This window comes from Candidatus Nanopelagicales bacterium (assembly GCA_037045355.1).
Classification (GTDB): domain Bacteria; phylum Actinomycetota; class Actinomycetes; order S36-B12.
The window spans coordinates 96,580-117,147 of sequence record JBAOHO010000012.1; the positions used below are offsets into that span (position 1 = coordinate 96,580).

Annotated in this window: 15 protein-coding genes; 6 read left to right on the forward strand and 9 right to left on the reverse strand. The window is 66.1% G+C overall.

Annotation, left to right across the window (positions count from 1 at the left end; all coding sequences use genetic code 11):
- Positions 1–161: 161 nt before the first annotated feature.
- From V9E98_05275 to V9E98_05285, 3 genes are all read left to right on the forward strand, one after another.
- A complete protein-coding gene (locus tag V9E98_05275) occupies positions 162–1,460 on the forward strand; it encodes an aminotransferase class I/II-fold pyridoxal phosphate-dependent enzyme (protein MEI2716396.1) in 1,299 nt (432 codons plus the stop codon).
- Between the two features lie 298 nt (positions 1,461–1,758).
- Positions 1,759–1,977: a heavy-metal-associated domain-containing protein gene (locus V9E98_05280; GenBank protein ID MEI2716397.1), complete on the forward strand. Its 219-nt coding sequence runs from the start codon at positions 1,759–1,761 to the stop codon at positions 1,975–1,977.
- Positions 1,974–3,722 (forward strand): IS1380 family transposase, encoded by a 1,749-nt coding sequence (locus V9E98_05285; protein ID MEI2716398.1) that lies wholly within the window; start codon positions 1,974–1,976, stop codon positions 3,720–3,722. The genes V9E98_05280 and V9E98_05285 overlap by 4 nt, the downstream gene beginning before the upstream one ends.
- Before the next feature lie 161 nt (positions 3,723–3,883).
- Here V9E98_05285 and V9E98_05290 read toward each other — a convergent pair whose 3' ends face one another.
- A complete protein-coding gene (locus V9E98_05290; GenBank protein MEI2716399.1) occupies positions 3,884–4,255 on the reverse strand; it encodes a hypothetical protein in 372 nt (123 codons plus the stop codon).
- Positions 4,256–4,512: 257 nt separating this feature from the next.
- On the reverse strand, positions 4,513–5,502 hold the full coding sequence (locus V9E98_05295) for an SMP-30/gluconolactonase/LRE family protein (GenBank protein ID MEI2716400.1): 990 nt from the start codon (positions 5,500–5,502) through the stop codon (positions 4,513–4,515).
- 146 nt (positions 5,503–5,648) lie between these two features.
- On the opposite strand from V9E98_05295, the gene V9E98_05300 reads away from it, so the two are divergent.
- Complete coding sequence (locus V9E98_05300) at positions 5,649–6,962, forward strand: FAD-dependent monooxygenase (protein MEI2716401.1); 1,314 nt, start codon at positions 5,649–5,651, stop codon at positions 6,960–6,962.
- A gap of 439 nt (positions 6,963–7,401) precedes the next feature.
- Complete coding sequence (locus tag V9E98_05305; protein ID MEI2716402.1) at positions 7,402–8,022, forward strand: PadR family transcriptional regulator; 621 nt, start codon at positions 7,402–7,404, stop codon at positions 8,020–8,022.
- A 118-nt stretch (positions 8,023–8,140) separates the two neighbouring features.
- Here the strand turns inward: V9E98_05305 and clpB are convergent, their stop codons facing one another.
- The 5 genes from clpB to dnaK form a co-directional block, all read right to left on the reverse strand.
- On the reverse strand, positions 8,141–10,729 hold the full coding sequence (gene clpB / locus V9E98_05310) for an ATP-dependent chaperone ClpB (GenBank protein ID MEI2716403.1): 2,589 nt from the start codon (positions 10,727–10,729) through the stop codon (positions 8,141–8,143).
- An 11-nt stretch (positions 10,730–10,740) separates the two neighbouring features.
- Positions 10,741–11,148 (reverse strand): helix-turn-helix transcriptional regulator, encoded by a 408-nt coding sequence (locus V9E98_05315; protein MEI2716404.1) that lies wholly within the window; start codon positions 11,146–11,148, stop codon positions 10,741–10,743.
- Positions 11,148–12,317 (reverse strand): molecular chaperone DnaJ, encoded by a 1,170-nt coding sequence (dnaJ, locus tag V9E98_05320; GenBank protein ID MEI2716405.1) that lies wholly within the window; start codon positions 12,315–12,317, stop codon positions 11,148–11,150. The genes V9E98_05315 and dnaJ overlap by 1 nt, the downstream gene beginning before the upstream one ends.
- Positions 12,318–12,379: 62 nt before the next feature.
- Positions 12,380–13,036, reverse strand: a complete 657-nt coding sequence (grpE, locus tag V9E98_05325; protein ID MEI2716406.1) for a nucleotide exchange factor GrpE — start codon at positions 13,034–13,036, stop codon at positions 12,380–12,382.
- The gene (gene dnaK, locus V9E98_05330; GenBank protein ID MEI2716407.1) at positions 13,033–14,862 is read right to left on the reverse strand and encodes a molecular chaperone DnaK; all 1,830 of its coding nucleotides are present in this window, start codon (positions 14,860–14,862) and stop codon (positions 13,033–13,035) included. The genes grpE and dnaK overlap by 4 nt, the downstream gene beginning before the upstream one ends.
- A gap of 716 nt (positions 14,863–15,578) precedes the next feature.
- Here dnaK and V9E98_05335 point away from each other — a divergent pair.
- On the forward strand, positions 15,579–17,273 hold the full coding sequence (locus V9E98_05335; GenBank protein MEI2716408.1) for a glycerol-3-phosphate dehydrogenase/oxidase: 1,695 nt from the start codon (positions 15,579–15,581) through the stop codon (positions 17,271–17,273).
- Positions 17,274–17,384: 111 nt separating this feature from the next.
- On the opposite strand, the gene V9E98_05340 is transcribed toward V9E98_05335, so the two are convergent.
- Together V9E98_05340 and V9E98_05345 are read right to left on the reverse strand one after the other, a co-directional pair.
- On the reverse strand, positions 17,385–18,131 hold the full coding sequence (locus V9E98_05340; protein MEI2716409.1) for a hypothetical protein: 747 nt from the start codon (positions 18,129–18,131) through the stop codon (positions 17,385–17,387).
- A gap of 312 nt (positions 18,132–18,443) precedes the next feature.
- The gene (locus V9E98_05345) at positions 18,444–20,489 is read right to left on the reverse strand and encodes a fused MFS/spermidine synthase (GenBank protein ID MEI2716410.1); all 2,046 of its coding nucleotides are present in this window, start codon (positions 20,487–20,489) and stop codon (positions 18,444–18,446) included.
- Positions 20,490–20,568: the final 79 nt, after the last annotated feature.

The following is a 20,568-nucleotide window of genomic DNA, read 5'->3' on the forward strand; positions in this document are numbered from 1 at the left end:
CGAGACGCCCGGCGTCGGGTCGGCGAGCACTTCCGGGACGGGCCGGCGGAATGGATCGACGTTTGCGGCAGCGGAAGTGCTGGCGCAGGTTGGGGAGTGTGAGGGCAGAAGGCCGCGAAAGCGGTGGTGTCGCGCCAGGTTCCCAGGGCAGCATGACGCCCATGCCGCATGAGTCCCCAGAACCCACCGCCCTGGTCGAGCGGATGCGGCCGTACTCACGAACGATCTTTGGCGAGATGTCGGCGCTCGCGACCCGACTCGGGGCCGTCAATCTAGGACAGGGGTTCCCCGATGACGATGGCCCCGAGGTGGTCAAACAGGCGGCGATCGAGGCCATCCGAGACGGCCGCGGCAACCAGTACCCTCCGGCACACGGGCTGCCCGAACTGCGTCGTGCCATCGCATCGCACCAGAAACGCCGCTATGGCCTGGAACTCGACTGGCAGACCGATGTTGTGGTGGCGACCGGCGCGTCGGGAGCCATCGCTGCTTCTGTGTTGGCGCTGACCGAACCCGGTGATGAGGTCGTCATGTTCGACCCGTACTTCGACCTCTACCCGGCAGACATCGCCCTCGCCGGGGCCACTCGGGTCACCGTGCCGCTTTCGGGGCCGGACCTGCGCCCCGATCCGGCGGCCCTCGCCGCGGCAATCACTCCCCGCACTCGACTGCTGCTGCTGAACTCCCCGCACAATCCGACGGGCATCGTTTTCACCCGGGCCGAACTCGAGGCCGTGGCTCGGGTCGCCTGCGAGCACGACCTCCTCGTGATCGCCGATGAGGCATACGAGCACCTGTGGTTCGACGACAACGAACACGTTCCGATCGCGACCCTCCCCGGAATGTGGGAGCGGACCGTCACTATTGGGTCGGGTGGCAAGTCCTTCTCGTTCACGGGCTGGAAGGTTGGCTGGGCGACCGGTCCACGCCGACTCATCGATGCCGTCAAGGTTGTCCGGCAGCACCTGTCCTACGTCTCGAGCGGACCTTTCCAGTGGGCGATTGCCGAAGGTCTGACCTTGCCCGATCAGTACTTCACGGAGTTCCGCACCTCCCTCGCCGCCCGGCGGGATCTGCTGGCCACCGGACTCGCGAACCTGGGGATGCGGGTCCTGACCACCCAAGGAACGTACTTCATCTCCACTGACGTGACCGGTTCCCCCTCCCCCGACGTGACCGGCTCCCCCTCCCCCCACGTGACCGGCTCCCCCTCCCCCCACGTGACCGGTTCCCCCTCCACCGACGTAACGGGCCCGAGTTTCAACTCCGGGAGCGAGTTCTGCGAGTGGATCCCACAGCATGCGGGTGTCGTCGCCATCCCCATGTCGGCGCTCAGTGACCACCCGCAAGCGGAGCCATTCGTCCGCTGGGCGTTCTGCAAGGAACCGGGCACACTGCGCGAGGCCATCACCCGGCTCGAGGTAGCGCTTTCGCGCAGACGGCAGGCGAGGCTCACGTGAGGGCGGGGCACCGGGACAGCGACGATCGGGAACGATGTCTTCGCTGCGGCCCACCATCGAGACTCCTGCGTCTCCTGATAATTCCTGAGGCTCGCGCGGGAGGATCATGGGGGCAGCGGGCTCGTTCGCGGGCAGGTTTCCCACGAGAGGCACTTCTCCGGCCGACACCACCCTCCAGAGAAGAACCACCCTCCAGAGAAGAACGGACCGCCTCGGACAAGAAGGGACCGCCCCGGAGAAGAATGGACCGCCCCGGAGAAGAGCAGACGGCTCCGGAGCAACAGATGAGGGAGATTCCATGAGTGTGATCCAGGAGTATCGGGTGGCGGGCATGACCTGTGGCCATTGCCAGGCCGCCGTGACGAACGAGGTGTCGGCGATCTCGGGCGTGACGCAGGTCGTCGTCGACCTGCAGCCGGAGGGGACGTCGACCGTCACCGTGACCAGCGACACCGAGATCGGCCCCGATCAGGTCAAAGCCGCCGTCGCCGAGGCGGGCTACGAGTTGGTGGGGTGACCGACACCCGTCGCGCCGTGGACGGGATCCGGGTGGAGATCGGTACGTCTCCCGCCGACCGGGAGGTCGCGGTCCAAGCCGCGGGGGCATTTGCCCGAGTCCGGGGTGCGGCTCCTGGTCAGGTCGATCGGGTGTGTGAGGTCGCGCGGTTGATCCTCCGATGGACCACCGAGCGGGCTTACCCGGATGACGGCGGGGTGGTGCTGCTCGACGTAGCGGCCGGCGACAACGGGATCCTGGTCACCGTCGTGGACGACGGACGTCCCGCTGCCGAGTTCGGGGGGTCCGCCGCTCCGGATTCACTGAGGCCCCTGGTCGACCTCACCCGTGGCCTCCGGCAGATCAATCTCGGCGCGGCCGGGAACGAACTGACCGCAGTGGTGGACCTGCCGGGATTTCGTCCCACGGCACCTGCGCCCCGGCTCCAGCCCGAACGCGTCACTGCACCCGATCGCCGCGAACGGTTGCGCGATCGGCTGGTGGTACGCGATGCCGTGATCACCGATGCGGAGCAGATCGCCAGTCTGATCTACGAGTGCTACGGGCATGACTACGCGCATCGGGGCTTCTACCGACCTGAGTGGATCGCCCAGCGGATCGCGGAGGAACGACTACTCGCCGTCGTTGCTGTTTTCGAAACTGAGAACGCCGGTCTCGGTGGCAGCCCCACCGGCGAGATCATCGGCCACAACGCCCTCCTGCTCGAGGATCCGGAGGGGGCCGGGGAGATCGGTGCCTTGGCTGTTGCTGCCGCCTACCGGGGTCTGATCAAGGCGCCGTCGACGATCGGGACGTTCCTGCGCGGGTTCACCTTTGGACATGTGCGCCAACTGGACGCGGTCGCCTCGCGCACCTTGATCGGGTTGGCGCAAGCGACACCCGTGCTGCCGGGCATCGGGTCGGGGTGTGTGATCGATATCGACGACACCGTCAAACCGGTGTTCGGTGCCCGCAAGCAAGGGTCGCAGTTCGGGTATACGAAAGTGCGGGGGTTGAATGCGCAGTTGGCCACGATCAGCACCGACCAGGCCGCTCCGGTGATCGCGGCCACCCGCCTGCGTCGCGGCTCCAGGAACAGCGCCGCCGGTGGGGTGCGGATGATCCGCGACACCATCGCCACCGCGCGACGCTGCGGAGCAAGCGGTCCGATCCTGGTGCGTTCGGACTCGGCGTACTGTTCCGCGGCCATCATCGCCGCCATCAGCAAAGCGGGGGCTCGATTCTCGACCGGGATCGGGATGAATCCCAACGTGCGCCGAGCGATCGCGGCGATCGACGACGCGGCCTGGACCCGGATCACCTACCCGCAAGCCATCCCGGACCCTGACACCGAGGAACTGGTGTCCGCAGCCGAGGTCGCCGAGATCTCATATGCGGCGTTCACCTCCAAACCCAAGGCACAGCAGGTGTCTGCGCGGTTGATCGTGCGCCGCATCCCCGAGTTGAACCGCGCGAAACTGGCCGGCCAGGACCCCCTGTTCCCGCTGTATCGCTACCACGCGATCTTCACCGACAACCCCGCTGACCTGATCACCGCCGAAGCGCAGCACCGTGGTCACGCGATCATCGAACAAGTCATCGCCGACCTGAAGAACTCCGCCCTGGCCCACCTGCCCTCCGGGAAGTTCACCGCCAACGCCGCGTGGCTGGTCGCCGCCGCGATCGCGTTCAACCTGGAATTACCGCCGACCTCGCCGAGGCCATTGCCGGCCGCGCCCGTATCCGCGACCTGCCCGCTGCCTTGATCCGACCGGTCACCCACCACGCTCGTACCCAACGGATGGCTGCCCACTGGGGCTTCACCACCACCGCCCTGTTGCTCGGCGCCGCACCCTTCGAAGACCATCCTCGGTCCGCGCTGCTCGCGGAGTACCTGATACTGCGGGACGCCCCACGGGAGGTCTCGCTACCCGGCCGCTACGCCGAGGTACTCAGCGGCACTTACGAGCGACTCCACCTCGCCCACGGCCACGGCGATCCGGCCGGGACTGCCACCGCGACGCCCGCCGAGTCGACCCGGACACGCGCCGTCACCGACCTCGGCCCTGAGCATCCCGTTTCGCGTCGCGCCGTTGAGCGCAGGGACGACCAGATCGGGGACCTCCCGGGAACAGCGCGGCTGATCGTTCCCGCGAACGGCGCAGCGTCTGCCACCGCACTTGTGGATGCCGTCCGTGCTGCCGGGCAAAGCCGGGCTGCGGTCGTGTACTGCGACATCGATCTGCACACCGCACAACCGCATCAGTTGAACGAAATTGTCGAGGTCCTGCGAGATCACGACTTCTTCTACTGCGGTCTGGTGCCGTACGGACCTTCCGGGCATGACCACCTGCGAATGCAGGCCATGCTGACGAATCGAGTCCAAACCGACGGACTTGTGCTGGAAGGATCTGACGCTGAGCAGCTCCTGGACTTCATCCTGACCGACGCCGGCCCTCGATTCCGGGGCGACTGGGGCGACTGCCGGGGCGACTTCGGGGGCGACGACGGGTTAGGCACGAGCAGCGGAGCCGGGGATCCGCACCGGCAGTGGGTTCAGGTCACCGGCACGTCCGCCACACCCATGCAGTTCGTGGCCAGGCTGCCCAGGTACAGCCGACCGTCGACCTCGCGCACCCCCGTGACCATGAAGAAGTCGTTGTCAGTTCCGAACAGGTCGTGCACCACCTGTCCCTCGGCATCCAACGCCTTCACCCAGACGATGCGGTCGGGTTTGGGATGCAGCACCTCTGGAAGTGCCCAGACCGCTGCGCGAACCCAGGGGAGCCCCGCAGTCCGGTCGAGCAGGGCCTTGCGAGCGCTGGCCATGGCGACCCAGATAAGCCCGTCGGTCCCGGTGGAGAGGTTGTCAGGGAATCCCCCGAGGATGTCGCCGAAAGTGGCGGCCTGGCCGGCCCGATCTCCAGTCAGCCACACGCGGGTGAGTTCATAACTGCCGGTCTGGGCGACGACGACGAACGACTCATCGGACGACAGCGCGACACCGTTGGCGAACTGCAGGCCAGTCGCAAGGACGTCGACGGAGCCATCCGGTGCGCGTCGCAACAGGCGACCGGTCCCGGAGTGCTCGATCAGGTCGGCGTTGTAATGACCCAGATCGAACCTCTGGGTGGAGTCGGAGAAGTAGATCGTGCCGTCCGCGGTGACGGCCGCGTTATTGCAGATGTGCAGGTCATGCTGACCACGGGGCACCAGGGTCTGGATGGCCCCGGAGGCGGGATCGACCAGCAACAGACCCTGTTCCGCATCGCAGACGACGATGCGCCCGTCAGGGTGCCGCTCGAGTCCCAACGGGCGACCGGACGTGTCGGTCACGATGTCGATCCGACGTCCATCCAGCGAGACGCTCAGGATACGGCCATCATCCAGCCCCGTGTAGATCCGATCGTCAATGACGAGTGTGTCCTCCGGTCCGGTGCCGGGCACCCGCAGACGCTGGGCGATCGGCAGCGGACTGGCAGTCGGACCCTTGGGCGCCGGTGTGGGGTGCCATGAATGGGGTCGGACCTGGGGTCTGCCGAGCATGGTTGTTCCTTCCGGGGCTTCTGTTCAACCTAGTCCCTGATCTGCCGATCCTTCGCGTGACCCTGACCGCCCTGGTCACTGCCGCGAGCACGGGGACGATGCGTATCGGACGCGGAACGTCGCACCCGGGACACTACGCTCCCTGTGTGACTGACCCTGAGACGACCCATCCCCAGACGACCCATCCCCAGACGACCCGTCCCGTCTCCACCGAGCGGCGTCTCGCGCACTCAGACTCGAGTTCCGGGGGCAGGCACTCGAAGTCCGGGGGCAGGCACTCGAAGTCCGAGGACGGGCACACACAGCCCCAGGACAGGCACTCCAAGCCCCTCGGCCGGCAGGGCCACGGCGCAGATGTGGTGATTGTCGGCGCCGGGATCGGTGGACTCACCGCAGCAGCAGCGTTGCACCGAGCGGGTTTCTCCGTTCGGGTCATGGAGCAGGCCAAGCAGATCATGCCTGTCGGTGCCGGCCTGACCATCCAGCCGAACGCTGTCACGGCTCTGGCGCGCATGGGGTTGGGGGACGCAGTAAAGAAAGCGGGGCAACCACTGCAGGCGGCGTCCATCAGAGATGCGACGGGTCGTGTCCTGAGCGAGATCGACCGGGACTCGGCCGCGCGGCTGCTGACACGGGTCGGGGCCCAGGCCCTCGGATTGCACCGCGCGACTCTGCATGGCGCCTTGATGGACGAGGTGGGGGACTGCATCACGCTCGGTGCACAGGTCACGTCCGCCAACGATGCCGGAGTCGCATTGGACTCGGGCGCCCACGTGTCCGCCCAACTGGTGATAGGTGCCGACGGGCTGCGCTCAACCGTCCGGAGGCTCCTGCACAACGACGGGGAGCCGCGATACTCCGGCTACTACTGCTGGCGCGGGGTCACATCGGCGTCAGCGTTTCCCGCTGATTGGGCGGGGGAGTTCTGGGGTCAGGGGCTGCGGTTCGGCGGGTGCGGGATCGACGGCAACCGAACCTACTGGTTCGCGGTCGCCAACGGGCCGGCCGGAGGGTCGACTCCGATCGGCGATCGGTTCGACTCCTTCCCAGCGGAAGTCCGGGACACCATCGCCGCAACCGATCCGACCACTGTCCTGCGCACCGACATCGCCGATCGTGACCCCATCCGCCAGTGGGGGCGGGGCCACATCTCACTTCTGGGTGATGCCGCCCACGCAATGACCCCCAACCTCGGCCAAGGCGCCTGTCAGGCCGTCGAGGATGCCCTGGTGCTGGCGAACTGCGTTCAGCGGCTGGGGCCCAACCCCGAAGCGCTGCGCGCCTACGAACGCATCCGCGCACCCCGCGCGAATCGCACCGTGCACATGGCCCGCCGCCTCGGCGCGATCGGGCAGTGGCACAACCCGCTCCTGTGTCGAGTCAGGGACGAAACCCTGCGGCTCACTCCCTCGGCCGTGCTGACCCGCCAACTGCGCGCCGCGTGGCAACTGCCGGGCTGATCGGAACGAACTGCCCTGATCGGACTCCTGATCGAGATTCCGCGGGAGTTGCGGCGCTGAGCTTCGACATGGGTCGGCTGCCGCGCCTCTCGGTCTCCGGCGGGTCCGCCCTGCTCACCTGCGACCTCCTCATCTGGTCCTCACCTGGTCACGAAGTCACGCGTTGACCCGCGGGCGCCCGGCTGCGCTGACGCTGGCGGCCCCCTTGCCCCGCTCCCTGTGGCCCCTGGCCCGCTGTGTTCGATATTCGGTAGTTCCGTGCCGGGGGATAGACCTGGCGGAATATTGCGATATATCGTGACTGTTATCGAAGTTATGAGTGATCAGCCGAACCTGACTCACAAGATTGGGGACGGCTCACGTGGCCGAAGTACGACTCACGTGAATGAATCCCGGAATCACGGAATCACGGAATCCCGGAATCACGGAATCACGGAATATGGAGAACGAAGAAATGACTCATCCTCTGCACCAACATCCTTGGGGCTGGCAGACCGGCTCTCACGGTCGCGGCGGAAACGCCGGACCACCGCCCGACGAGGGCGGCCGGGGTCCCCGCGGCCATCGGGGGCGCCATGGCCGCGGACCGCGCGGACCGCGCGGGCCGTGGGGTCCGCCCCGCAGTCGCCGGGACCGAGGTGATGTCCGGGCCGCCATTCTGCTGCTTCTGGCAGAGCAACCTCGCCACGGCTACGACATCATCACCGAGATCGCTGACCGCAGTGAGGGTTCTTGGCAGCCCTCACCGGGCTCCGTCTACCCCGTTTTGAAACGTCTTGCGCGCGAAGGACTGGTGGCACCCAGCGAACAGGACGGTCGACGTGTCTTCACGCTGACCGATTCCGGACGACAACTGGTCGACGACGAATCGGCCACCTGGGGCCAACCCTGGCAGCCAGGCGCCGGATCCGACGCCCGCTCGGACCTCTGGTCGCAGGCCCAGCAACTGGCGGCTGCGGTGCGACAAGTGTCCCTCCTCGATGACCCGGCCCTCATCGAGGCCGCCACCCAGGCACTGACTCAGGCTCGCAAGGCCATCTACTCCCGACTGGCTGAGTAGCCGACCGGCGCTGTGCACCAGCGGGGCCCCGCCTGGGAAGGTGGGGGCCCGCTGGTCATCCCCGATTCGCCTGCCGCCGATGGACGGCCGATGCGAACAGGCTCGCCTGCCCGCCGGATCAGTCCGGTTTGCGCGTCACCGACAGCGAGTCCAACTCATCTCCGGCCACGTCGACCAACACCGTGTCACCGTCGCGGACCTCCCCCGACAAGATCGCCTTGGCCAGTTGATCACCGACCGCCGACTGCACGAGCCGGCGCAGAGGCCGGGCGCCGTAAGCCGGATCGAATCCGTTGAGCGCCAGCCAATCCTTTGCCGCCTGAGTGACTTCGAGCGTGAGCCTGCGGTCGGACAGCCGATCCTGCAGCGCCTGCAACTGCAGCCCCACGATGTGGGTGAGTTCCTCGGTGTTCAGCGGCTCGAACATGACCGTGTCATCGAGCCGGTTCAAGAACTCCGGCTTGAACGACTGCCGCACGACATCCATGACGAGTTCTTGGCGTTTGGCGAGCGACATGGACTGATCCACAAGGTACTGACTGCCCAGGTTGGAGGTCAGAATCAAGATGGCGTTGCGGAAATCCACTGTGCGGCCCTGGCCGTCGGTCAGCCGTCCGTCGTCGAGCACCTGAAGCAGGATGTCGAACACCTCGGGATGCGCCTTTTCGACCTCATCGAGCAGGACGACGGTGTAGGGGCGGCGCCGCACGGCCTCCGTGAGCTGGCCACCTTCCTCGTAGCCGATGTATCCGGGCGGCGCACCGACGAGGCGGGCTACCGAGTGCTTCTCTCCGTACTCGCTCATGTCGATCCGGGTCATCGCCCGCTCGTCGTCGAACAGGAACTCGGCAAGCGCCTTGGCCAACTCCGTCTTGCCGACGCCGGTCGGGCCGAGAAACAGGAACGAACCGGTGGGCCGGTTCGGGTCGGCGATCCCGGCACGACTGCGCCGCACCGCGTCCGACACCTCGCGCACGGCTTCTCTTTGCCCGATGACGCGCTGACCGAGCTCATCCTCCATGTGCAGCAGTTTCTGGGTCTCGCCCTCGAGCATGCGTCCCGCGGGGATGCCCGTCCACGCGGCGACAACCTCGGCGATGTCGTCAGCGGTGACTTCTTCCGCCACCATCCCGCCCACCCGATCGGTGTTCTTGGCGACCGCTTCGCTCAGGTTGGCCTCCAGCGCGGGAATCTCGGCGTACAGGATTCGTGACGCCTGTTCGAAGTCGCCGTCGCGTTGGGCCTTCTCGGCGACAGTACGCAGTTCGTCGATCCTGATCTTCAGCTCACCGATCAGATCGAGTCCGGACTTCTCCTGCTCCCACTGGGCCCGCAGGCCGCGCAGTTTCTCTTCCTTGTCGGCCAGATCGGCGCTGAGCCGGTCCAGCCGCTCTTTGGAGGCCTCGTCAGTCTCCTTGGCGAGCGCCATCTCCTCCATGTGCAGCCGATCGACGGCACGCTGAAGACTGTCGATCTCCACCGGGGCGGAGTCGATCTCCATGCGCAGTCGCGATGCGGCTTCGTCGACGAGATCGATGGCCTTGTCGGGCAGGAAGCGAGAGGTGATGTAGCGATCCGACAGTGCGGCCGCTGCCACCAGGGCCTGATCGGCGATGGCCACCTTGTGGTGCGCCTCGTACTTCTCCTTGATGCCACGCAAGATCGCGATGGTGTCCTCGACGCTGGGTTCATCGACGAGCACCTGCTGGAACCGCCGCTCCAAGGCGGGGTCTTTCTCGATGTGTTCGCGGTACTCGTCGAGAGTGGTGGCGCCGACCATGCGCAACTCGCCGCGCGCCAGCATGGGCTTGAGCATGTTTCCGGCATCCATGGCGCTGTCGCCGGTGGCGCCGGCGCCGACCACTGTGTGCAGTTCGTCGATGAACGTGACGATCTGCCCGTCGGATTCCTTGATCTCCTCGAGGACGGCCTTGAGTCGCTCCTCGAACTCCCCGCGGTACTTGGCGCCCGCGACCATAGCGCCCAGGTCGAGCGCGACGAGCTTCTTGCCGCGAAGGGATTCCGGTACGTCGCCGGCCACGATGCGCTGTGCGAGCCCCTCGACGACTGCGGTCTTGCCGACGCCGGGTTCCCCGATGAGCACCGGGTTGTTCTTGGTGCGGCGGGACAGGACTTGGACGACGCGGCGAATCTCGTGGTCACGCCCGATGACGGGATCGATCTTGCCGTCGCGGGCCAGTGCGGTCAGGTCCTGCCCGTATTTCTCCAGGGCCTGGAACGTGCTCTCCGGGTCGGCATTGGTGATGCGTCCGGAGCCCCGCACATTGGCCAAGGCGTCCAGGAGCGCAGCCGGGGTGGCGCCGCGTTCCGCGAGCAGCCCGCCGACCGCCGGTGACTGCGCCAAGGCGATCAGGATGTGTTCGGTCGAGATGTACTCGTCACCGCGTTCCGACGCCAGCGCTTGGGCGTCGTTGAGCACTCGGTAGGACTCGTTGCTCAGCTGAGGTGCGGACACGGACGAACCGGTGGCAGAGGGGATCGAGTTGACTGCCTGGTCGGTCGCCGCGCGCAGGTCGATGATGTCGACCCCGAGCCCTTGGAGCAGGGCGATCGCAATGCCCTCGTCTTGATTGATCAGGGCCTTGAGCAGGTGTGCGGGTTCGACGTGTGCATTGCCATGGGCTGCGGCGTCTCGGACGGCGGCCGACAGTGCCTCTTGACTCTTGGTCGTGAAGTTCAGGTCCATTCCGGTCTCCTTCAGGCGCGTCTGCGGCGGTCGGGTCGCCAGACCACGAGAGCGCGCGAGTTCTGGTCGCTGGTGATGTCGGCGATCCGCTCACGCAGCATCGCCACTTCGTTTTCGAGTTCCAGGATCCGCAGGATCCCGGACAGGTTGATCCCGCTGTCGGTCATACGTTGGATCTGACGCAGGCGCATGATGTCGCGCAGCGAGTACAACCGGTTGCGCCCGGAGGTTCGGGCGGGGGACACGAGCCCGAGCCGGTCGTACTGGCGCAGTGTCTGCGGATGCAGGCCGGACAACCCCGCCGCCACCGAAATGACATACACCGGCTCATCAGCACCGGGGCCCATGGCCGGGTCCGCCGGCGCGGGGCCGTCGAGCGTGTGGTCGCCCCGCGCCTGGTCACGACGCAGGTCGGCCATCACGACCCACCTGCCACACCGGCTGCCTTCATCAGGGTCTGGCGCGGGTCGCCGGTCGCCGCCACCTCGGAGTAGGCGGACAGCGCTTCGCGCGCCTGATCGGACAGTTCCTTGGGCACGATGACTTCGACGGAGGCGAGCAGGTCACCATTGGTCCCGTCGCGGCGGCGGACACCGCGGCCACGCACTCGGAAAGTGCGGCCGTTCGCGGTGCCGGCGGGAATCTTGACGGTCACGGTACGGCCACCCGGAACCGGCACCGGCACCTGGGCACCGAGCGCAGCTTCCGCAAAGGTGATCGGCACTGTCACGGTGACGTTGTCGCCCGAGCGCCCGAACGCGGCGTGAGGCAGTACATGGACGACCACGTACAGGTCACCCGCCGGGCCCCCGTTCTCTCCCGGGGCGCCCTTGCCGGCCAACCGGATGCGTTGGCCGTCCTTGACGCCTGACGGGATGCGAGTCTGCACGGTGCGCGTGGTGGTACCGCGGCCCGACCCGTGACAGGTCGTGCAGGGGTCGTCGACGACGAGACCGCGACCGCGGCATTCGGGACACGGCTCGGTGAAGGCGAACCCGCCTGCGTTGCGCGCGAAATGGCCGGAGCCTTCGCAGGTCGGGCAGATGCGCGGAACGGTGCCGGACTTGGCCCCGGTGCCGTGGCAGACGGGACAGGGAGCGTCACCGGTCAGCCGTAGCGGGATGGTGACCCCGTTGAGGGCGTCATCGAAAGACAACGACACCTCCGACTCGACGTCAGCTCCTCGGCGGCCACGCTGTGCTCCCGGAGTGGGTCCGCCCGCACCTCCACGATTGAACAAGCCACCGAACAGGTCGCCGAGGTTGCCCGAGCCTGAGCCGCCACCGAATAGGTCGCTGAGGTTGGGCCCGCCGCTGCCGCTCGCTCCGGGGAATCGGAATCCCCCGCCGCCAGCGAACATCGCGCGGGTCTCGTCGTATTCCTTGCGCTTGTCCTCGTCCCCCAGAACCGAGTAGGCCTCGGAGACTTCCTTGAAGCGGTCCTCGGCCTTCTTATCGTCGGGGTTCTTGTCGGGGTGAAGATCCCGCGCGAGTTTGCGATAGGCCTTCTTGATGTCGGCCGCGGAGGCGTCCTTCGACACCCCCAGGGCCTTGTAGAAGTCGCGGTTCACCCAGTCCTGCTGCGTCATCGGTCACCTCCCTTCGTTGCTCTGGTCCCATGCCTTCGTTGCTCTGGTCCCATGCTCGTGTGTCATTCCGCGTCAGTCACCCCGACCCGGGCGGGTCGAAGGACGCGGTCCTTCATGCGGTAACCGACCTGATAGACCGCAGTCACCGTGGGTTCGGTCACCTCTGGGCTCGTGACCGACGTCATGGCCTCGTGCACGTTGGGGTCAAACAGCTCCCCTGGCGCTCCGAACGCCTCGACGCCGTACTTGGCGGTGACAGTCTCGACGGCCTCGCCCACAGCCTTGAGCGCGCCCTCGAGTTCGCCGTGTTCCCGCGCCCGACTGACATCGTCGAGGACCGGCAGGAGGTCGTTCATGACCACCGAGATGGACAACTCCCGCTGAGCTTCACGGTCGCGTTCGACGCGCTTGCGGTAGTTGGCGTATTCGGCAGACAGCCGCTGAAGGTCCGCGGTCAACTCCGCCACGCGCTCGGATTCGGCCACGAGCGGGTGCTGACCAGCTCCTGCATCGGGGTCGCGGGGATCATCCGCGTGGGGGGCAGCATCTGGGGTCTGGCGCGGCTCGAACGTCTCCGGGTCGATGCGCCGCTTGTCGCGGAACACCACTCCGCTCGTCTCGCCGCCGCTCGTCTCGCCGCCCTCGTCCGCGCGAGGGTCGCGCGGGGGTTCCCCGGCAGAATCCTGCCGGGGAACCGACCCGAACGGTGAGTTCGTCACTTGTTGTCTTCCTCGTCGACGATCTCGGCCTCGACGACATCGTCCTCGCCGTCGCCGCCACCGGTGTCAGCTTGCTGCTGATCCGCTTGAGCCTGCGCGTACATGGATGCACCGAGGGCCTGGCTCGCCGTGGCGACCTTCTCCACACCGGCCTTGATTGCCTCGACGTCGCTACCCTGCAGAGCCTTCTTGAGCTCGTCCAGCGGACCCTCGACGTTGGACTTGGCGTCTTCGGGGATCTTGTCGGTGTTCTCGGCCAGGAACTTCTCCGTCTGGTGCACCAAGGTGTCGGCGCTGTTGCGGACCTCGGCCTCTTCACGGCGCTTGCGGTCCTCCTCAGCGTGCTCCTCCGCGTCCCGGGTCATCCGGTCGATCTCCTCCTTGGACAGGGCGGAACCACCGGTGATCGTCATCGACTGTTCCTTGCCCGTGCCGGTGTCCTTGGCGGACACGTTGACGATGCCATTGGCGTCGATGTCGAAGGTGACCTCGATCTGCGGGACACCCTGCGGCGCCGGCGGCAAACCGGTCAGTTCGAACGTCCCAAGCCGCTTGTTGAAGGCCGCCATCTCGCGCTCGCCCTGGAAGACCTGGATCAGCACGGAGGGCTGATTGTTCTCAGCGGTGGTGAAGACCTCGGACTTCTTGGTCGGGATGGTGGTGTTGCGCTCGATGAGCTTGGTCATGATGCCGCCCTTGGTCTCGATTCCCAGCGACAGCGGGGTCACATCGAGCAGCAGGACATCCTTGACCTCACCCTTGAGCACGCCGGCCTGCAGCGCCGCACCGATGGCGACGACCTCGTCCGGGTTGACGCCCTTGTTGGGCTCCTTGCCGGTCTCTTCCTTGACGAGTGCCGATACGGCGGGCATGCGGGTCGAGCCGCCCACGAGCACGACATGGTCGATGCTCTTGAGGTCGACGCCCGCGTCCTTGAGTACTTGCTGGAAAGGGGCCTTGGTGCGATCGAGCAGATCCGACGTCAATTTCTCGAACTGGGCCCGGGTGAGGGTCTCGTCCAAGAACAGCGGGTTCTTGTCGGCGTCGACCGTGATGTAGGGAAGGTTGATCGAGGTCTGCGTCGATGACGACAGCTCGATCTTGGCCTTCTCGGCGGCTTCGCGCAGCCGCTGCATGGCCATCTTGTCCTTGGTCAGGTCGATGCCATGGGCGTTCTTGAACTGCCCCACCAACCAGTCAACGACCTTCTGATCCCAGTCGTCGCCCCCGAGGTGGTTGTCACCACTGGTCGCCTTGACCTCGACGACGCCGTCGCCGATCTCGAGCAACGAGACGTCGAAGGTGCCACCACCGAGGTCGAACACGAGGATGGTCTGCTCCTGATCGCCCTTGTTCAGGCCGTAGGCCAACGCCGCGGCGGTGGGCTCGTTGATGATGCGCAGGACGTTCAGACCCGCAATCTCGCCGGCCTCCTTGGTGGACTGGCGCTGAGCATCGTTGAAGTAGGCGGGCACGGTGATCACGGCGTCCGTGACGGGCTCGCCCAGGAAGGACTCGGCATCGCGCTTGAGCTTCTGCAGCACGCGGGCGCTGATCTCCTGCGCGTTGTATTTCTTGTCGTCGATGTCGGTGCTCCACGTGGTGCCCATGTGGCGCTTCACGGAGCGGATAGTGCGGTCCGAGTTCTGGACCGCTTGGCGCTTGGCGACTTCGCCGACCAGGACCTCGCCGTTCTTGGCGAAGGCTACGACTGACGGCGTGGTGCGAGCTCCCTCGGAGTTGGCGATCACGGTCGGTTCGCCACCTTCGAGGACGGCGACGACCGAGTTGGTGGTGCCGAGGTCGATCCCAACGGGACGGCTCATGGATTCTCCTTAGTTGTTCTGATTCTTCGGTTGTTCGGGCTTCATCGGCCTCTTGGTCTTGATCGGCCTTGGTGCTTGATCGGTTGATGGGGCTCGATCGGTTGATGGGGCTCGATCGGTTGATGGGGCTTCGGTGGCCGGCCGTTCCCCCCTGCGAGCCGCCACGGAGGCGAGTTCGGGAAGTCGGAGACGTTCGGCGCATGACATATGGTGCAACGGAAGCAGATCCCTGTCCATTCCTGATTCACCATACTTGAGCCGGCTCGACTCAAGTGATCTCCCTCACATGCTGCCGCTCCCGTCTCTGCGGTGCCTTCTTCTCGCCTTCGCACCTTCTCGCCTTCGCGCCTTCGCGTCGGCGCCTTCTCGTCGGCGCCTTCTCGTCGGCGGAGTCGCCCCCATGGCCTTTCGCCCAGACCTAGTGCACAGAGTGCCCTGACCTCGTGCCCTGACCTCGTGCCCTGACCTCGCGCCCTGACCTCGCGCCCTGACCTCGCGCCCTGACCTCGCGCACAGAATGACGCGAGCCCGCCAACCGATGCCGTCACCTCGCCGTATTCGGCGGGATCAGGGGGTTCGGCGGGATGAGGGAATTCGGCGGCACAGGGATCGGCGGGCGCAGGGATCCGCGGGCGGGATCGAGGGATCCCCGTCGCGAGCGGGGCCGGGGGCACCCCGGGCGAGCGTCGTCGGCAGCGATTCCCTAGTTTCGAAGTATGGGACTGCGTGACAGCAACATAAGGAAACTCAACGGCGGGACCTTCGATGTCCTCGTGGTGGGCGGCGGCATCAACGGCGCGGTATCGGCCGCTTCACTGGCCTCGCGCGGCGCTCGAGTCGCGGTGATCGACCGTGACGACTTCGCGGGATTCACGTCGATGCAGTCGTCGAACCTCGTGTGGGGCGGCTTCAAGTACCTGGAGAACTACGAGATCAAACTTGTCCGAGATCTGTGTGTGTCCCGCAATCACCTGATCAAGGCGTATCCCGCCAACCTCAAGGAGATCCGCTTCATGGCGGCTCTGGACACCAACTCCCCCTACAAGCCCGCGTTCGCCGGGCTCGGTGCCACCGCCTACTGGGTCATCGGCAACGGATTCACCAAACCTCCCAAGGTGCTGACCACGGAACGGATCAAGAAGAAGGAGCCGGTTGTCCGGGTCGACAACCTGCTCGGTGGGATCGAGTACTCCGACGCCTACATCGTCGACAACGACTCTCGGTTCGTGTTCGGATTCATCCGGTCCGCGCTGAACTCGGGCGCTGTCTGCGCCAACTACGTCGAGCTCGACAACGCGGAATTGCGGGACGGAATGTGGCACGCGTCTTTGCGGGACACGGATACCGGGGCCCGATATACGTGTCAGGCGAAGGTCGTCATCAACGCGGCCGGGCCGTACGTGGACGAAGTGAATCGGGCTCATGAGATCCGAACCGAGCACAAGATCGTGTTTTCGAAGGGCATTCATCTGATCGTGCCCCGGATCGCGAAGAGCGAGCGGGTTCTGGCCTTCTTCGACGACACCCAGCGGTTGTTCTACGTGATCCCCATGGGACCTCGATCCGTGATCGGCACGACGGACGAACGTGTGACCGCACCCGAGACCCAGGTCAACGACGAGGACCGCGACTTCCTACTCGCCCAGATCAACGAGCGACTCTCACTGGAGCAGCCGCTGACTCCCGCTGACATCATCTCCTCACGGTCCGGGGTCCGGCCCCTCGTCGTCGAAGCCGCGGGCGGTGACGCGGAGAACGAGGACTGGACGTCCCTGTCCCGCAAACACGCGCTCGAGGTCGATCGCAACAGCAACTGGATCTCGATCTTCGGCGGCAAGCTGACCGACTGTGTGAACGTCGGGCACGAGGTCTGCAACGAAGTCATCGAGCTCGGGGTGCAGTTGAGCAAGGACAAACACTCCTGGTACGGCGAACCGCCCAAAGCCACCAGGGAAGAGTTCTTCCGGCAGGCGCGACTGATGGGTTTGGACCAACTGCGCAAACGCTCGGCGTTCGAAACGCTGTCAACCCGTTTGTGGCGCCGGTACGGACTGCGCTCGTTCGCCATGCTCGAAGCCATCCGCGACGACCCCACCATGGCCGACGACATCATCGAAGGCGCCGACTACGTACGGGTGGAGCTCTTCTATGCCGCGCAGACGGAGATGGTCACCAAACTCGACGACTTCCTGCGCCGCCGCTCGAAGATCGCGCTGGTGCTGTCCCACGATGAGATGGAAGGCGCGAAGGGCCTCCTCGAGGCCTGTCGGTTGTTGTTCGGTGACGACGCGCAGAAGCGCTACGACGAGTACTTCACTCCCGAACGCCGCGCTGAGTACGAAGCGCTGCGCGCACCCACGGGGTCCAACCCGGCTCCCGAGGGTGACGTCGTCGTTCCCACGAGGGGTTGAGTTCCGGTCACGGTCCAGTGGAGTCCGGACGATGGCGGGTCCCAACTCAAGCATCGACTCGCTCGCGCCGAGCCGGCTGGTCCCTGCTCCCTGTGACGTCCAGGGCGCGGATCAGGACAACTGCAGCACCCGCCGGGCGATCGTGACTGCGGTCTGCCGCACGTACTTCTTGCGCTTGTTGTTGAGCGAGGCCTTGCCTTCGACGGCCTCGGCCTGTGCATAGGAAACCCGCACGATGGTGCCTCCCGCCAGGTGGTAGGCGCTGTACCGGTCAGCCAGCGCCGACGCATCGAACAGCGGGGGCAGCGCCGCCTCGGCCCGGGCCCGGAACAGCACCGTCATCCCACGAACCCCGTCCAGGCGGCTGGTGGAACCCACCACCCCTTTGGCGTCGGCGGTCAACTTGATGCCGCCGGTGTTCATGGTGACCTTCTCGTTGTACCGGCATGACTTGCGCGCCTTCTGCCGGATCTTGTCGAAGGCCGCAGCCGCGCGTCGCTGGGACCGGTACTGGTAGATGTCACTGCGCGTTGCTGTGATGCTCAACTGCTGCGCATCCCCGTCGACAGGGATCACGGATACGACATGGCGGCGAGGGTCAGGCCCTCGGGCGATGTCGACGGACTTCTTCAGGCAGATGTCCGGTCCGTCGGCAGTACGGCCGGCACGGATCACGGAGGTCCGACCCTTCTCACCCGTGCGCAGCGATGCTGGAAGGTCCGACACGTGCAGCCCCACTTGCAGGAGTTGCGCTCGGGTGAGTTGCTGGTGGTTTCCCGCCTGACCCGACGACGGGATCCCCAGCCCCGCCCCCACCACGACAGCCAGACCGATCGCCGATGCAGTGCGAATACTCACGCGGCTCCCTCCCGAGTGCTCACTTCATGGATAGCACCTGCCCACCACCGTGTCGCCATCGGGGACTGGGCCGCCTCTGTGCCGTCACCGGGCGACTGCGTCAGCCCCTGCGTCGCCGCCCGGCGAAGGGCAGCCTGAGTGCAGCCACCGGCGACGGGCTACTGCGGGTGATATCGACTGGTCAGACCGGTCCAGTGCAACGGCGAACCACTGTCCGATCAGGAACACCGCCCGATCGGAGAACCACCTCTCGACCGGGACCCTCTTCCCGACGAGGACCCAGCTTCCCGACGAGGACCCAGCGGCTGCCGCTCAGGAGGTGGTCTGGGCACCAACTGGCGGCGCGGTCCCGGAGGACGCCCCATGGACCGTGCGGGGACGCAACACCAACGCCCCCACGTAAAGGACCGCGGCAATGATCAGCAGCGCCTGGTAACCGGTGAGCAGCGCTATGTACTCCAGACATCCGCCCACCATGGCTCCGAGCAAGTTCATGCCGAACGCGGTGGTGGGTTCCGCGCTCTCGTCGAAGCGCGAGGCGAAGATCACGTTGGCCGTGAACACGGGGAGGAACGTCAAGGCGATGGCCGCGACCAGTCGCACGGGGGTGGGCAGCGACAACAGTGCGGCGGGTGGAATGAACCACACCAGGGCGATCGACCCCAACAGGACGGTGTAGGCAATCGGCAGGGGGACGCGGCCGCGCGCGCTGACCCGGTTGAACCAGCGCGTGAACTCCACAGCCAGCAGTACCGCAACCAGGATCCCGGCGAACACGATCGCGTTGACAAGCCAGGTGGTACCGAACAGCAAAGCGAACATGGTGATGGCCCGGGTCTCCAGCAGCAGGAATGCGGCCCCCAGCAGGAACAGGTCGATGTACCTTCGACCGCCGCGCAGTCCCCCACCGGAGAACATCACCGCCAGGCCGCTCAGCACGAGGATCATGACGAGGACCGCGACGTACATACCGGGGATGGTCGGTTCTTTGAGGTACAGGAACGGCCAGTTGTCCGTTGCGGGCTCCGGGGCCGACGCCAGCAGAGCCGCAGTCGCTTCGACGCTCGCGCAGTCCTGCAAGGCAGGGTCCTTGGCGATCAAGAGCGATGCGCTGATCTGCTCACTGTTCAGGTCCACACACGGCGCATGTCCGAAGGCTTGCTCCATCGTCCGGGCGAGCCGCCCCACGAGCCAGGGGTCGCGGTAGTAGTTGTACATCGCGAACACGCCATCGTCGGTGAGCACATCACGAACCCGCTCCATCGACTGCAGCGTGAACAGGTAGGACTCCAGCCGCAGTTGTGATGCCCCCGCCACCAAGGTGAGCGAATCGGGAAGCGCCAACAGCACGGTGTCGTACTTGTCGTCGGTGTTCTGCAGCCATTCACGGCCGTCGGTGATGTAGGTCGTGACCCGCGGGTCATCGAACGGCCGATTGGGGTTGGCGGTACTCCCGATCCCCCTGATCTTCGGGTCGATCTCGACGGCCACCACACTCTCTGCCCCGCGGGACAGCGCCAGGGCGACGTCCGTGCCAGTGCCTGCGCCGATGATCAGCATCCGCCCGGGCCCGTCACGCAGACTGCGGTCATAAGGCAGCGTGTAGAACGGTTCGGCTGCGGCCTTCTTCTCCGCGTCCCAGACTGCCTGATGCGGAACCCCGTTGGCGATCACGGTGGTGACCGGGTTGACCGGGGTACCCAGCGATTGGGTCTCGATCTTGTAGTACGGCGACCAGATGGCACCGCTGAGGAACGACTCCGCCGCCAGCACCAGGACAACGACGATCGCACTCGCGTAGGCCAGCGCAGATGGTTTGGGCAGCAGTAGTGCCAAAGCCATCACAACGACTGCGACACCCCACACGATCGGAGCGGCTCCGAGGAAGCTGAGCAGCGTGAACCCGGCGATGCCGATGAGCGAACCGATCAGGTCGTAGCGGTACGCATCCAGGCGGGGGAGATCGAAGAAGGGCTCGGCCACCAGCATCCCGATCCCGGTCAGGATGATCGCCACGAGCGCGAAGATCACCGGTAGCACGATGTAGGGCGGTGGCCCACTGGTGGTGACCGCGGTGAAGAAGATCAGGTCCGAACTTTCCCGTTCGACTCCGACCGGGACCAGGGTGACGATGAGCAACAGCCCGGCCAGGACGGGCAGGAAGAACACGGGTCGTTTGCCGCCTTTGCGGGCGCGCAGGAATCCGAGCCCGATCCCGAGGAACGAGGCGAGCAGTACAACGTTGCTGAAGTACGACAGGTGCAGCACGTTCGACCCCAGCCAGCGGATCAACGCGAGCTCGAGCAGCAGCATCAGGCAACTGGCGACCACAAGCCGCAGGCGAGGGGAGACGATCACCGTGGAATCGTAGTCGCGCGCGACCGGGGGGCACTGACCCGCTACCTGGCGCCGGTCGGTTGGTCCTGCGTGGGGCACC